This is a genomic window from Anoxybacillus sp. J5B_2022 (genome assembly GCF_026847645.1).
Taxonomy (GTDB): Bacteria; Bacillota; Bacilli; order Bacillales; family Anoxybacillaceae; genus Anoxybacteroides.
Genome location: NZ_JAPSMC010000069.1, coordinates 1 through 14,202, shown reverse-complemented (window position 1 = coordinate 14,202; position 14,202 = coordinate 1). Strand labels below are relative to the sequence as shown.

13 protein-coding genes and 1 pseudogene are annotated in these 14,202 nt (G+C 47.0%); 11 read left to right on the top strand and 3 right to left on the bottom strand.

The features are described 5' to 3' along the window. Nucleotides 1-59: 59 nt before the first annotated feature. The 3 genes and pseudogenes from M4I42_RS14660 to M4I42_RS14650 form a co-directional block, all read right to left on the bottom strand. Nucleotides 60-251 (bottom strand): annotated as a pseudogene (locus M4I42_RS14660) (DsrE/DsrF/DrsH-like family protein); the annotation flags it as partial. Between the two features lie 193 nt (nucleotides 252-444). Next, entirely contained in the window at nucleotides 445-981 is a 537-nt protein-coding gene (locus M4I42_RS14655) for a transcription repressor NadR (protein WP_268852834.1), read from the bottom strand. Continuing rightward, complete coding sequence (locus M4I42_RS14650) at nucleotides 978-2,117, bottom strand: IscS subfamily cysteine desulfurase (protein ID WP_268852833.1); 1,140 nt, start codon at nucleotides 2,115-2,117, stop codon at nucleotides 978-980. The genes M4I42_RS14655 and M4I42_RS14650 overlap by 4 nt, the downstream gene beginning before the upstream one ends. Before the next feature lie 102 nt (nucleotides 2,118-2,219). On the opposite strand from M4I42_RS14650, the gene nadB reads away from it, so the two are divergent. The 11 genes from nadB (at nucleotide 2,220) to M4I42_RS14595 (ending at nucleotide 14,071) form a co-directional block, all read left to right on the top strand. Further along, complete coding sequence (nadB, locus tag M4I42_RS14645) at nucleotides 2,220-3,749, top strand: L-aspartate oxidase (RefSeq protein WP_268852832.1); 1,530 nt, start codon at nucleotides 2,220-2,222, stop codon at nucleotides 3,747-3,749. After that, nucleotides 3,749-4,588, top strand: a complete 840-nt coding sequence (gene nadC / locus M4I42_RS14640; protein WP_268852831.1) for a carboxylating nicotinate-nucleotide diphosphorylase — start codon at nucleotides 3,749-3,751, stop codon at nucleotides 4,586-4,588. Before nadB ends, nadC begins: the two co-directional genes overlap by 1 nt. Before the next feature lie 11 nt (nucleotides 4,589-4,599). Next, a complete protein-coding gene (gene nadA, locus M4I42_RS14635) occupies nucleotides 4,600-5,703 on the top strand; it encodes a quinolinate synthase NadA (protein WP_268852830.1) in 1,104 nt (367 codons plus the stop codon). A 143-nt stretch (nucleotides 5,704-5,846) separates the two neighbouring features. Next, nucleotides 5,847-7,226 (top strand): SafA/ExsA family spore coat assembly protein, encoded by a 1,380-nt coding sequence (gene safA / locus M4I42_RS14630; protein ID WP_268852829.1) that lies wholly within the window; start codon nucleotides 5,847-5,849, stop codon nucleotides 7,224-7,226. Further along, nucleotides 7,198-8,139, top strand: coding sequence for a phosphotransferase (locus tag M4I42_RS14625; RefSeq protein WP_268852828.1), 942 nt, complete (start codon nucleotides 7,198-7,200; stop codon nucleotides 8,137-8,139). Before safA ends, M4I42_RS14625 begins: the two co-directional genes overlap by 29 nt. A gap of 41 nt (nucleotides 8,140-8,180) precedes the next feature. Then, on the top strand, nucleotides 8,181-8,921 hold the full coding sequence (nadE, locus tag M4I42_RS14620; RefSeq protein ID WP_268852835.1) for an NAD(+) synthase: 741 nt from the start codon (nucleotides 8,181-8,183) through the stop codon (nucleotides 8,919-8,921). An 86-nt stretch (nucleotides 8,922-9,007) separates the two neighbouring features. Continuing rightward, entirely contained in the window at nucleotides 9,008-9,721 is a 714-nt protein-coding gene (locus M4I42_RS14615; protein ID WP_268852827.1) for a YhcN/YlaJ family sporulation lipoprotein, read from the top strand. A 106-nt stretch (nucleotides 9,722-9,827) separates the two neighbouring features. Beyond that, nucleotides 9,828-10,565 (top strand): YebC/PmpR family DNA-binding transcriptional regulator, encoded by a 738-nt coding sequence (locus tag M4I42_RS14610; RefSeq protein ID WP_268852826.1) that lies wholly within the window; start codon nucleotides 9,828-9,830, stop codon nucleotides 10,563-10,565. Nucleotides 10,566-10,649: 84 nt separating this feature from the next. Further along, nucleotides 10,650-11,660 carry a DUF3231 family protein gene (locus tag M4I42_RS14605; protein ID WP_268852825.1) on the top strand — a complete coding sequence of 337 codons (1,011 nt, stop codon included), beginning with the start codon at nucleotides 10,650-10,652 and terminating at the stop codon, nucleotides 11,658-11,660. A gap of 99 nt (nucleotides 11,661-11,759) precedes the next feature. Then, nucleotides 11,760-12,245 carry an intercompartmental signaling factor BofC gene (locus M4I42_RS14600; protein WP_268852824.1) on the top strand — a complete coding sequence of 162 codons (486 nt, stop codon included), beginning with the start codon at nucleotides 11,760-11,762 and terminating at the stop codon, nucleotides 12,243-12,245. Between the two features lie 479 nt (nucleotides 12,246-12,724). Next, a complete protein-coding gene (locus M4I42_RS14595) occupies nucleotides 12,725-14,071 on the top strand; it encodes an ISLre2 family transposase (RefSeq protein WP_061912156.1) in 1,347 nt (448 codons plus the stop codon). Nucleotides 14,072-14,202 lie beyond the last annotated feature (131 nt).

Here is a 14,202-nt window from a genome sequence, read left to right as displayed (position 1 = left end):
ATTAGGAAGCTATCCGTACTATATTATTTAGAAAACCCCCAGTCGCACTGGGGGTTCTTTTAGATGAACAAATTCAATCCTGCTTCTTCGGCATAGCCTAAGTAGGTTGCGACGCCGCCGATTTCAATGCCGTCAATAAGCTCTTCTTTTTCAATGCCCATAATGTCCATAGACATCGAGCAAGCGACAAGTTTGACGCCGGCTGCCATCGCGTTTTTCATCAATGTTTCGATGCTGTCGACGTTTTTTTTCCACGTATTGAATGTACGCTTTAAATTGTTTATTTTCAAACGTTGTTTTTAGTAGTGTATTGCCGGTTTTGTCGCACCATGATTGAATGTCGCGCGTAAAGCCAGGCATGGAACCGTCTTGACCATCTCTTTTATGTTTGACGAATATGTGAAAAAACCGGATCGCTTACGAAGCATTCGCAAGCGAATCCGGCTATTCAATGAGAAACCCTGCTTGTTGCAAAGCAAGGCAAGCGGCGTCGAGTTTTGCAATGGAATCGGCTTCAAGCGTATGCAAATGCGTGCCGTCTGTCAGCTGAAGCAAATACGAAGAGTTTGTTTCTTTAATTTTTTGAATGAACTGATCGACTTCGCGGCGGTTGCTGACCATGACAGAAGCCGTTAAATCGCCGTAGACCGGATGTTCGATTTTCACATCTTTCACGGTGACGCCATGATCGACGATCAAATACAATTCTTCTTTTGTTTGCTCCGGCGTATGGAAGCACGCAACAACGCGCGTATACGTTTTGTTTGCTGTCGGTGTTTTCAAATATAAATACCCTTGGCTCGTCGCGATAATCGGTTCGTTGCGCGCTTTTAACAGCGAAATATCTTGTACAATCACTTGGCGACTCACGTTCGTTTTCGCTGCTAATTCCGCCCCCGTCAGCGGCCGACCGCTTTCTTTCAGCCATTGCAAAATAAATTGGCGCCTCTTTTCTCCCAAAATTTTTTTCTCCTCTTTCAATTGCTTTTCCCCACCTTTCGCTTTTGACAAATCGTTTCTAACACGGTAATCAGCTGGTCGAGCTGTTCTTTTGTTGTTGGTTTGCCGAGTGAAATTCGCACAAATTGTTTTGCTTCTTCTTTTTCTTTACCGATAGCGATCATCGTCCGGGAAGGTGCCTGTTTTCCGACTTGACAGGCGCTACCCGTAGAGATCGCAATGCCGTAACGGTTGCATTCGAGCATCGTATATTGTCCTTCGATGCCGTGGACGGAAAATCCGATAATATTTGGTAAATGCGCCTCTGGGTGACCTTCAATCGTAATTGGCAATTTTTCTACTTTGGAAAGAAAATATTGCCGCAAAGCTTCTAATCGCATCTTTTCCTCCGTAAGTCCGCTGCATATTTGCTGAGCAGCGGTAACGAAAGCAGCAATCCCAGGCACATTGACCGTTCCAGGGCGAAACCCCGATTCGTGCGTGGCATCGCGAAAGCAAGGCGTCCATTTGATGCGCGGGTCGATGTAGACGGCACCGACTCCTTTTGGTCCGTAAATTTTATGGGCGGAAATCGACAGGCTGTCGATGCCCATTGCCTGCACATCTACTTGTATTTTACCAAATGTTTGTACGCAATCGCTATGAAAGATGACGCCATTTTTTCGTAAAAGCTTTCCGATGTCGGCAATCGGCTGAACGGTACCGATTTCCGAATTGGCGTGATGAATCGATGCAAAAATCGTATTGGGCGTGATTGCTTGCTCGAGCTCACCGATGTCAATGCGCCCAAAGCGGTCCACTGATAAATACGTCACTTCATATCCTTCTGTTTCTAGCTGCTGAAACAAATGATATAACGAAGCGTGCTCCGTCGCTGTCGTGATGAGGTGATTTCCTTTATGGCGATGTGCTTCGATGATGGAACGGACAGCGAGAATGTTCGATTCACTTCCACCGCTCGTAAAATAAATGCCTCTCTCATCTCCGTTGATCAATACCGCCAACTGCTTGCGGCAAATGTCAAGCAGGCGGGCGGCATCGCTGCCGATATCGTGCAAACTGCTTGAGTTGCCAAAATATACTTTCGCCGCTTCCGTATAGACGGCTAACGCTTCCTCACTCATCGGCGTAGTCGCTGCATAGTCGAGATAAATCATACGCTCATTCCCTCGCATTTGGAAAAATAAAATTCTTGTCATCAGTTTAATTATATGTCAATATAGGTGTCAAGACAGTAAAAAATAACAGGGGGCGTATACATGCCACAAGCGGATGTCATTATTGTCGGCAGCGGTCTAGCAGCGCTTATGACAGCATATCGTCTATATGAACATAAAAATGTGATTATTTTCACAAAGACAAAAAAAGAAGAAAGTAACTCTTGGCTCGCTCAAGGGGGCGTGGCCGCTGCGTTGTCTGAACAAGACGATTGGCGACTGCATTACGAAGATACATTAATAGCCGGTGCGTACCATAACGACGAACAGGCAGTCGAAATGCTTGTGCGCGAAGGACCGAGCCGTCTGCTGGAACTAGTGGAAGAAGGGTTGCAATTCGATATAGATGAAAACGGCCAGTTTCACCTTGGCAACGAAGGGGCGCACAGCCGTCGCCGTATTTTGCACGCTGGCGGTGACCAAACAGGCAAAGCGATCGTTTCGTTTTTGCTTGAAAAACTGAGCGGAAAAGTTACAGTAATAGAAGACGAAAGCGTCACGGATCTCATCGTTAGCGGCGGTCGCTGCCTCGGCGTAAAAACGAGGATGAGCGTCTATTACGCAAATGCCGTTGTTCTTTCCACCGGCGGCTGCGGCAACGTGTACGCGTTTACGTCAAACGCCCGAACTGTTACCGGTGACGGCATCGCGCTCGCGTACCGAGCGGGAGCGGTCGTTAGCGATATGGAATTTATTCAGTTTCATCCGACGATGTTGTATGTCGATGGAAAAGCGGTAGGATTGATTTCCGAAGCGGTGCGCGGGGAAGGAGCGGTGCTCGTTACGGAAGATGGCCGGCGGTTAATGGAGCACGTGCATCCGCAGCGAGATTTAGCTCCGAGAGATATTGTCGCTCGAGCGATTCATGCAGAAATCACGAAAGGAAAGCGAGTGTATTTAGACATTTCGATGATTCCGCACTTCCATGCACGCTTTCCGATGATTGCAGCCATGTGCGAAGCGCATGGGATTGACGTGAATAGCGGAAAACTTCCGGTCGTACCAGGCGCGCATTTTTTAATGGGCGGCGTTCAAACAGATTTATTAGGAAAAACGTCGCTTCCTAGCTTATATGCGGTCGGCGAAGCAGCGTGTACAGGCGTGCACGGGGCAAACCGACTCGCGAGCAATTCGTTGCTAGAGGGGATGGTATTTGGGGCAAGGCTTGCGGAAGCGCTGCGAAACGAGCGAACGTATGACATTGTCCATATACTTAATGCGGCGCCACCATTTACAAAGCCGCTTCCGGCTGTTTCACAAATTCAAGCGGTAATGATGCAGCATGTCGGCATTGTAAGAGACGAAACAAGTTTAACGGCTGCGAAACAATGGCTGGAGCAGTTTTCGATTCAAGAACTTGTCGCTGCCGATTGGTCGCTATTTAGCGACGAGCAAATGACCGCAGCTTCTTTATTAATAACAAGCTGGCTTATTACGACATCAGCACTAAAACGAACGGAAAGCCGCGGGGGGCATTATCGGTCGGACTATCCGAAAGAAGAAGAGCATTGGAAAAAGCGGCGCATTGAACGGACAAAGGATGAACTTTTGGTGAAGATAGGGGGAAGATGATGAATACGATCAAGCTGCAGCAACTGCTGCAACAGTTTTTGTTAGAAGATATCGGCGAACGCGACGTGACGAGCGAAACGATTTTTCCGAGCAACAAGCAGGCAACTGGATCATTTCTTGTAAAAGAAGACGGCGTTTTCTCTGGTGCGGACGTAATCATGAGCGGCTACCGTTTGCTCGACCCTTCCATTGACATCACTTTATACAAACGAGACGGAGAGCAAGTAAAAAAAGGAGATATCGTGGCGAAAGTTTCCGGCCCGATTGCCCCGCTATTAACAGGCGAGCGCGTCATTTTAAATCTCATTCAGCGCATGAGCGGCATCGCCACGCTTACCCGGCGGGCAGTCACGGTGTTAAACAGCGGCCATACGCGCATTTGCGACACAAGAAAAACAACGCCAGGACTGCGCATGCTTGAAAAATACGCCGTCACATGCGGAGGGGGCTATAACCACCGCTTCGGCCTGTACGATGCCGTGATGATTAAAGACAACCATATCGCCTTTTGCGGCTCGATTACAAAAGCGGTTCAAGCGGTGCGCGACCGTCTTGGCCACATGGTGAAAATCGAAGTGGAAACGGAAACGAAAGAACAAGTCATCGAAGCGGTCAACGCCGGAGCAGATGTCATTATGTTTGACAACCGCACGCCGGAAGAAGTAAAAGAGTTCGTTCAACTTGTACCGTCATCCATTATAACGGAAGCATCGGGCGGCATTACGCTCGAAAACTTGGCGCAATACGGCGATACCGGCGTCGATTATATTTCATTAGGCTTATTAACTCATTCGGTGAAAGCGTTAGATATCAGCTTTAATATTGAAGGATGGAAATAGGGGGAGAAATGATGAACGTATTAGAAATGATGCAAAAACAAGACAATATGCCCGAAGTGTACAAAACGATGAGCGTTGCGGAAATGGAAGCGCGCGTGCGGGAAATTAAAGAAAAATTAGGCGACCGTTTGTTTATCCCAGGCCATCATTATCAAAAAGATGAAGTGATTCAATTTGCTGATGCGACAGGAGATTCGTTGCAGCTTGCGCAAGTAGCGGCGAAAAATAAACAAGCGGAATACATCGTCTTTTGCGGCGTTCATTTTATGGCGGAAACGGCGGATATTTTAACAGCGGACGATCAAAAAGTCATTTTACCGGATATGCGCGCCGGCTGTTCGATGGCCGATATGGCCGAGTTAGCGCAAGTCGAGCGGGCGTGGCCAATGTTGCAAGAGTTGTTCGGCGACACGATGTTACCGTTAACATACGTCAACTCTACAGCGGCGATTAAAGCGTTTGTCGGCCGGAACGGCGGAGCGACGGTGACATCTTCGAACGCGGATAAAGTGGTCGCATGGGCGTTTACGCAAAAAGAACGAGTCTTTTTCTTACCGGATCAACATTTAGGGAGAAATACCGCGTACAAACTAGGGGTAGCGCTTGACGAAATGGCTGTCTGGGATCCGCTGACGGATACGTTGCAATACGAAGGCGATATAAGCCGCGTAAAAGTGATTCTTTGGAAAGGACATTGTTCCGTCCATGAAAACTTTACAGTCAAACATATCGAACACATTCGCCAAACAAAACCAGATATGAACATTATCGTTCATCCGGAATGCAGCTGGGAAGTCGTCCAAAAATCCGATTATGCCGGCTCGACGAAATACATTATTGAAACAATTCGCAACGCGCCAGCAGGAAGCAAATGGGCGATCGGAACGGAAATGAACTTAGTCAACCGCCTGATCCAGCAACATCCTGATAAAGAAATCATTTCACTCAATCCTTATATGTGTCCTTGTTTAACGATGAACCGGATCGATTTGCCGCATTTTCTTTGGGCATTGGAGTCATTAGAACAAGGAAAAATCATTAACCAAATTACTGTTCCGGCTTCGATTGCGAAAGATGCTATGGAGGCGCTAGAGCGAATGCTCGCGCTTGCTTAAGACGGAGAAGGGTGTCGTTAGGACGCCCTTTTATTTTTTTATCATAAATTCGTTCGTTGACTCATAAGTTATGTTGAAGGATGATGGCGACAATGAAGGAATAGCATATAAATTCAACCGTGTGGGTGTAGGAGGGGAACGGAGTGAAAATCCATATTGTCCAAAAAGGCGACACGCTTTGGAAAATTGCCCAAAAATACGGGGTCGATTTTGAGCAGTTGAAAAAAATAAATGGCCATTTAAGCGATCCAAATTTGATTATGCCGGGAATGAAAATTAAAATCCCGACCGCAGGTGTTCAGGTAAAGAAAGAAATGCAAAAGAAAGAAACAGTCATTCATATGCACCCGAAAAAAGAAGAACCGATGGAACATCCATACGCAGAAGCGAAGCCGTTTGTTTCCTTTAACATAGAGGCAGAACTAGCGCCAAATGTCAATGTTAACCCACCAGCAAAAGAAACGCCAAAAGCGTCGAATATCAATGAGAACCCGCCAGCGAAAGAAGAGCCAAAAACGTCCAACATGAACGTGAATCCGCCAGCAAAAGAAGCACCGAAGGCGCCAAACGTCAATCAGCCGCTGCCAGAGCCGCCAAAAGCACCGGTGGCGGAAAAGCCAAAAGAGCCGCCGAAAGCGCCGGCAGCAGAGGTGCCGAAAGCCGCAATCAATGAATCGGCCAATGCTAACGCGGAAAAAACCAGTCCGTTGCCGTATACAATTCCGCCTGTTTCGCCGAAGCCGAACGCGCATTTTATGAACATGCCGGGCATGCCGCCACTTCCACCTAAACCGGCGAATATTTTGCCGCACATGATGAAGCCGGATGTGGAAGATATCGAAAGCCCAGAAAAAGCGGCTCATCACGATACGCCGCCGGAATTGCCGGCTGTTCCGTATGTGCCAATGTGGCCGCAACAGCAGCCGTGGGGGTATGCGCCGGTGAATCAACCGAATCAACCAAACCAACCGAATCAAGCTAGTCAACCGAACGTCGCCTTGTCGCAAGACCCTTGCGTTCCGGTCACGCCAGTCATGCCAGGGGATGGGTTTTATTATCCACCGATGCCATTTACCGGCTATCCGGTTGCGCCGCCGATGCCGCTTCAGGCAGAAAGTAGCCCGCACTTATTCCCGGGCATTCATGAGAGCAGCGAATCGCATGAGTGGATACCGTCGGTGCCATTGACAACAAGTGAGCAGCCGCCAGCGACCGCGCCGCCATCTACAGGATGGTATTCTGCTCCGCCGATGCCGCCAAGTTACGGCTGGACGCAACAAGTGTATCCGCAGCCGTACATGCCAACGGCTCCAGCATATTATCCGCAGCCATACCAGGCAGCACCGCAACCACCTAGTTTTCCAGCACCACAACAAGCAGGAACACCAGCACCAGCGTATCCGTTCGCACAAACGCCAATGCAACCGTATTATGCGCCGATGCAACCGTCTGCTTTCCCGCCAAGCCCGCAGCAATTGTTCATGATGCCGCAATATGGCGAAAGCAGTGAACGCGATGAATAAACAGCGCAGAGACGATGATTCGCATCGTCTCTTTCCGTTTCTTGAGAAGGAATATGGGATATATGTGCAAAAAAGCACGCTCATCAAGCCGTACGTTTCCATCATCGAAACAGACCGCGGAAAATGGGTATTAAAAAAATATCGCACCTTTTTGGAAGCATCACGGCAACAAGTTTTTTTTCGGTTATTAAACAACTCAGGTTTTCAAGCAGCGCCCGCGATAGAAGGGGTCATTTCATTTGAAAACGAATATTGGATGCTACAAACATACATTTCTTCTAGCCGACCTTTTCACTACGCTGATGAAAAAGACCGATATGACAGTCTATCGTTGCTTTATATGTACCACGCTTACTCGCAACCGTTGTTGCACCATCCGTTTTTCGCTACGATGTTGCCGCACTACTCGCTGTATGAAAAGTGGCACCAGCGATATGAGCAGTTTCTTTATGCGTTGCCAGTGCTAAAACAATTAATGAAAGACGAAGAACTTTCGTTTATTTTGTATTGTGCCCGTTCTTTTTTTGAGCGGTTTCCGCATTTTTTTTCTTCGTTTATCGCGGAAAAAAAGACGATTATTCACGGCGACGTTGCCTCCCATAATTTTTTACGTACAGAAAAAGCAGTATACTTAATCGATTATGACTTAATTGCTGTTGCACCGCCTGCCATTGATTATTTGCAATACGCTAGCCGCGTGTTGCCGTACGTTCAATGGTCGTTTGCTTATTTAGAACGTCAGCCGTTGTTGCAGCCATTGGTAACGAAACCGTGGTTTTTAACGGCGCTTTTGTTCCCTGCCGATCTTATGCGCGAATGCCGGGTGATTGTGCAAAGAGGCAAGCCGTTTTCGCTTCCGTATTTCGAACACCGCAAACAGTTTGTGCAAAAAATCATGAATATGATAAGATAACGTATATGTCATTTTTCGTGAAAGGGAGTCGGATACGGATGATGGAACAGAAAATTGAAAAATTGATTGCATGGCTTCGTGAACAAGTGCACAATGCTGGGTTAAATGGAGCGATTGTCGGCATTAGTGGCGGCATTGATTCTGCGGTCGTTACGCATTTAATTAAGCGGGCGTTTCCTGACAACTCGCTTGGGCTTATTATGCCGTGCAAAAGCAATCCGAAAGATAAAGAAGATGCGCTAAAAGTCGTGGCAAGCTGCGGAATTAAACATTTCGTGATTGATTTAACAGAAACGCATCAAACGTTGTTTAGCGAAATTGAAAAACAGTTAAAAGAAAAAGGTGAGTGGAACGAAGAAGCAGCGCGGCTTGGCGACGCCAATACGAGAGCGCGCCTGCGCATGACGACGTTGTATGCAGTGGCTAATAACTACGGCTATCTCGTCGTCGGAACAGACAATGCCGCTGAATGGCATACAGGCTATTTCACGAAATACGGCGATGGTGGCGTTGATTTAGTCCCACTTGTCCATTTCACGAAAGGGGAAGTGCGTGAAATGGCTCGCATTCTTGGCGTTCCAGAAGAAATTATTACGAAGGCGCCAAGCGCAGGACTTTGGGAAGGTCAAACAGATGAAAATGAAATGGGTACAACGTATGAAATGATCGATAAATATTTAAAAGGGGAAGAAATTCCAGAAAAAGACCGGCAAATTATTGAGCGATTACATAACCGTTCCCATCATAAACGCCAATTGGCAATTGCACCGCCAAAATTTTAATCGTTCTACGAGTAAACCCTCGCTTATTTGCCAAGCTAAAAATGGGCCGCGATTTAGGCCTGAAGGCAAATAAGGGGGGTTTTTCGTTGAGAAAAACGATCGCAGCGCTAGGCGTCGTTTGTAGCATAGGGGGGCTTGCGGCGTGTGCTAACTATGTTGGAGACGAAACTCCGCGCTATCGCGACGCTACTCGTCCGATTGGATATTATTCAACCGACCGCCAAATCGATCAATATACGTACGGTCGTTATGGCACGAACCGTGAAAATGACGGAAATGCGTATATAATGGACAATCAAAACGGTCCGCTCGCTGATTTGTTTAACGTCGATATGACAGGACGATATACTGAGCAGGTGAAGCCGACGCTTCCGCTTCACGCCGATTTTGGCGCAGCTGATCAAAATTACCACGGGCATTTAAATCCGATGACTGCGCGAACGCATCCGTCTTACTATGACCATTATGACGGACGATTGGCGGAAACGGTCGCCAACCAAGCCGCAAAAGTGAACAACGTGAGCGATGCGCGCGCCCTTGTATACAAAGGGCATGTGCTAGTAGCAGTGGCGACTAACGCCTCAGACGCAGCCCGCGTCGAAAAGCAAGTGGCCAAAGCGATTGCGCCGTATACGAAAGGAAAGCATGTGCGCGTCGTTTCGAATCCAAGCGTATACCACCGCGTGCGCGTTATCGATAACAACATTCGCTACGGCCGCCCGTTTACCGAAATCGAGCGCGAGTTAAAAACGATTTTTTATAGAGGCGAAATCATCGGGCACCCAGCCAATACTCGATAGGAGATGTCTTTTAGGCATCTCCCTTTTTTTGCAGCAATTTTACGGTTCGCTGTTTTTTTGGTATAGTAGTATCGGAAATTTCGTGTCATGAGAGGAGAAATTCGTAATGGCTGGACATTCCAAGTGGAAAAATATTCAACGTCGGAAAAATGCGCAAGATGCGAAACGCGGCAAAATATTTATGAAATTGGCGAAAGAAATTTACGTTGCCGCGAAAATGGGCGGCGGCGATCCGAGCACGAACGCTAGCTTACGCCTCGTCATTGAAAAAGCGAAAGCGGCTAACATGCCGAATGAAAACATTGAACGTGCGATTAAAAAAGCGACGGGAAATCAAGAACATGCCAACTACGAAGAAATCCGTTACGAAGGATATGGTCCGAGCGGCGTAGCGGTCATGGTCGTTTGTTTAACGGACAATAAAAACCGCACGGCCTCCAACGTTCGGGTAGCATTTTCGAAAAATGGCGGAAACCTCGGGGAAACTGGGTGCGTATCGTATTTATTTGAACGGAAAGGGTTGCTTGTCATCGCCCGCGAAGAGTTAGACATCGAAGAAGATGACATGCTTCTTCAGGCGATTGAAGCAGGAGCAGAAGAGATGGAAACAACGGACGATTCGTTTGAAATTTATACCGCTCCGGAACAGTTTGAAGACGTGAAAAACGCGCTTGCCGCGAACGGCTTTACGTTCGTCGACGCACAAATTACGATGGTTCCACAAACATATACGAAATTAACCGGCGATGACTTAACGAAAATGTTAAAACTAATCGATATGCTGGAAGATGATGACGACGTTCAAGAAGTGTACCACAATTTAGATGAATCTGACCTTGACTAGAAACCGTTGATATCGGCGGTTTCTTTTTTTTACATGCTCTTATGTTAAATGGAACACAATAATGGTTAAATGGAGGGATCAATCATGGAAACAATACCAATCCGTTTAACAAGTGCGGAAATTGCCAACGTTTGGCATACGTATATGTACGACAGCATGGTGGAAAGCGTCATGACGCATTTTAAACAGACAGCGGAAGATGAAGAAGTAAAAATGATGGTGGAGAAAACGATCCAACTAGTTCAGAAGCATCTTCAAGCGCTTGAAAAGCTATTTCGTGAAGAAGGAATGGCAAAGCCGGATGGATTTCCAGTCGCTAAACATGTGAATATGGATGCGCCAAAGCTTTTTTCCGACGTTTTTTATTTAGAATACGTTAACCAAATGACGCAATTTAAAATTTCGTCGCATATGACGTCGATTGTGATGGCTTCTCGAGAAGATATTCATCGATTGTTTGCCGAGTTTAGTCAAGAAGCGATCGAATTAAACGCCAATGTACGCACGATGATGAAAGAAAAAGGGGTGCATATTCGCCCGCCATACATGGAATACCCAAAAAAAGTGGATTATGTCGAAAAGCAGAGCTTTTTAACCGGATGGCTAGGTCGGCGCCGGCCGCTGTTGGCAGTAGAAGCTGCGTATTTAGTCATGAATTCCATCAATAACGAAATCGCAAAATCGACGCTCATTGGTTTTGCCCAAGTGACGAAAGACCCGGACATTCGTAATTTCTTTATTCGAGGGCAACGAGTTTGTTCGGATATTATCATTTCCATTTTTGACGTGCTGCAAGAAAATGATATTCCTGCTTCGATGACATGGGATACGGTCGTCAACGATTCAACGATTTCCCCGTTTTCGGAGCAGCTCATGCTTTTTATCGTGAACACATTGTCTAGTTTAGGTATTGCGATGTACGGACAAGCGTTGGCGTTGACGATGCGCAGAGATTTAGCCGCGCTTTATGCCGCGTTTATGGCGAAAGCGGGTGCGTATGCGGAAGACGGTGTCAACTTAATGATCGAGCGTGGATGGCTCGAACAGCCGCCTCATTTTCTCGACCGCGAACGGTTGATGAAAGAGTGCAACTAACGATGTTCGCTTTCGATGAGCATTTTTTTGCGTGGATAAAATTTCGGCAACCGGTGAAACTAGAAATAGCAACAATAATTACCAAAGAGGGGGAGCACTATGCGAGTTGTGATCGCTTCGTTATTGGTTGCTAGCTTCTTATCGGTTCATTCGGCAGAAGCTGTTACCCACGTAGCGCCGGTTCAGATGACGGTTCTTTTAGAGCGCATGTATCTTGATGGGCAAGTAAGCGAAGAAATTCGGCAAGAAACGGTCACGTCGATGAACGAAATATGGAAAAAATATGAAGGATGGCAGCTTGTTGATTTAGATGACAAACAAATCGTGTTGCAAAAGACGATCAACGACATTTCTCCGTTAGCGAAAGCGAATGGCTATTTCGGCTTAACGAAAGACGGAACGCTGTCAATTTTTGAGGGAAGGCCGCAGCCGTCGTCGCGCATCATTCAATCGTTTTTTCAAATCGATGTGAAAAAATTAGAAAGCCGAAAACAGCGGGAACTGAAAAAAGGCATTCGCGTTATCTCGAAAGTGCGGTACGAAGACATTTTAGCAACATATCGCCCGTTCGCGCTCACTCCGTAAAAGACTTATCGAACGATAAGTCTTTTTTGTATGCACAGTCGCCTCCGCTTTTCTTGTCTAGCTGCGGCTCCTAGCTCTCTTGTGCCAAACAACCTTCCTCCGTCGAAGCAAAAAGCGCTTCTCGTCGGAAGAACGTTTGGCTTCGAGAGCTAACCAGTCGCCTCCGCTTTTCTTGTCTAGCTGCGAACGAACATCCTCCTCCGCTTTTGCTTTCGCCGTTCGACGTGCACGCACGTCTTCGTTGAAAGCTTTCGCGTCCGTCGGATGTTTCCTTGGCTTGAGCCAAGGACCGTTCTCCGCTTTTCTAGAGAAGAGTATGAGTAAAATGTTTGTGGGAGGAAGTAAAGTCCTCGTTTATATGGTTCAAGGGGAGGTTCCCTTGATAAAAGAAGGAGGATGAGCAAAAAAGATGCAAAAAGGACTCTCTTCCTGTATGTTAATAAGTGCAAACAATCCACAACAGGAGGTCAGAGAGTCCTATGCAACAGTTTATCACAAGTGGGCAAACATTAAAAGAGCTAGAAGCAGAATTGTTTTCGATGTTACAAAAAACCTATGGAGAAATGCTTCAACAGGTATTGGAATGGCTGGATGAAGAGCTAGCCAAGCAACGAGATAAAAAGCGTTATTACCTAAAAGATAAACGAACGGTACAGATGCAGACGTTATTTGGGGAGGTGGAGGTTCGACGCAATTACTATTTGGATCGAGAAAAAGGCGTGTATACGTGCTTATTAGATGCGTTCCTCGGGTTCGATGGGGCAAAGGGAGTGAGTCCATTACTGGAGGAAACCGCCATCGAATTAGCCGTTACGGGTCCTTCGTATCGCCAAGCCGCAGAGGCGCTAGAGAAGATGGTAGGCTATGCGGTGATGAGCCATGAAACGATTCGCCAGCTGATCTTACAAGCAACGGTAGACAAGCATCGTCCGATGGAAAGGACACAGCAGGTGTTGTTTGTAGAGGCGGACGGGTTATACGTCAAACGGCAGCGAAGCCGGCGAAAAGGGAAAGAAGAAAAGATTTTGGCGGTACACCAAGGATGGAAGGTCAATGGAAAACGGGTATCGTTGGTGGGGAAACGGCACTATGTCCATGACACAAAAGAACCGGTGTGGGAAGGATTAGAAACGTTTTTGATGGAGGAATACGGCTATGACCCAACGAGGGATTGGGTGGTGATCAATGGGGACGGAGCAGCGTGGATTACGGCTTGTCGAGAGTACTTTGGGGAACGGGCATTTTTCCAGCTCGATCGGTTCCACGTCGCGCGAGAGATTCGTGAATGCGTAAAAGATCACCCACGGTACCGGACGATTCAGAAAAAGTTGGCCTTGTTCGATGAAAAGGGGTTATTAACGGAACTGCACAGTGCGGTAGGCACCCTAGGAGAGGAAAAGAAAGAAAAGCAATTGGAGGGATTGATTCAACGAATCGAGTCGATGCCTGGCTGTTTAAGCGATTATCGCGCGTGGCTGCGAGAAAAAGGAATCGATACGACGGGAATGCGCCCGATGGGAAGTGCAGAGGGAACGATGCACGTGTTTGCGAAGCGAGTAAAAAATGGACGGAGTTGGTGTGACAGAGGGATTCGAGCGTTTTTAGACGTGATGGTAGCCGTGAAAGACGGATTAACGATTGGGACGTGGAAAGGAGAGGTAGTGGTCGAGGAGGAAAAAAGAAGCGAACGAGAAACGATGGTGAAAAGGGGAATCAAGAAAGTAGGAGCAAAGATAGAGGAAGTGGTACGTGGCAATATTCGCTATCTCCAACAGTCGTGTGGAACGCCTATTTATGAAGTGTTGAAGGCATTGAAAGGGTTTTAAAAAAAGGGAAAAAAGGCACGAGCACAGGATGAGAGTATTGGAAAACGCTTACAAAGACTTGGTTATTTAATCCAAATATATCCAGAGAATCGAAATATCAAAAAAATCTCCCACAAACTCTTGACTCAATC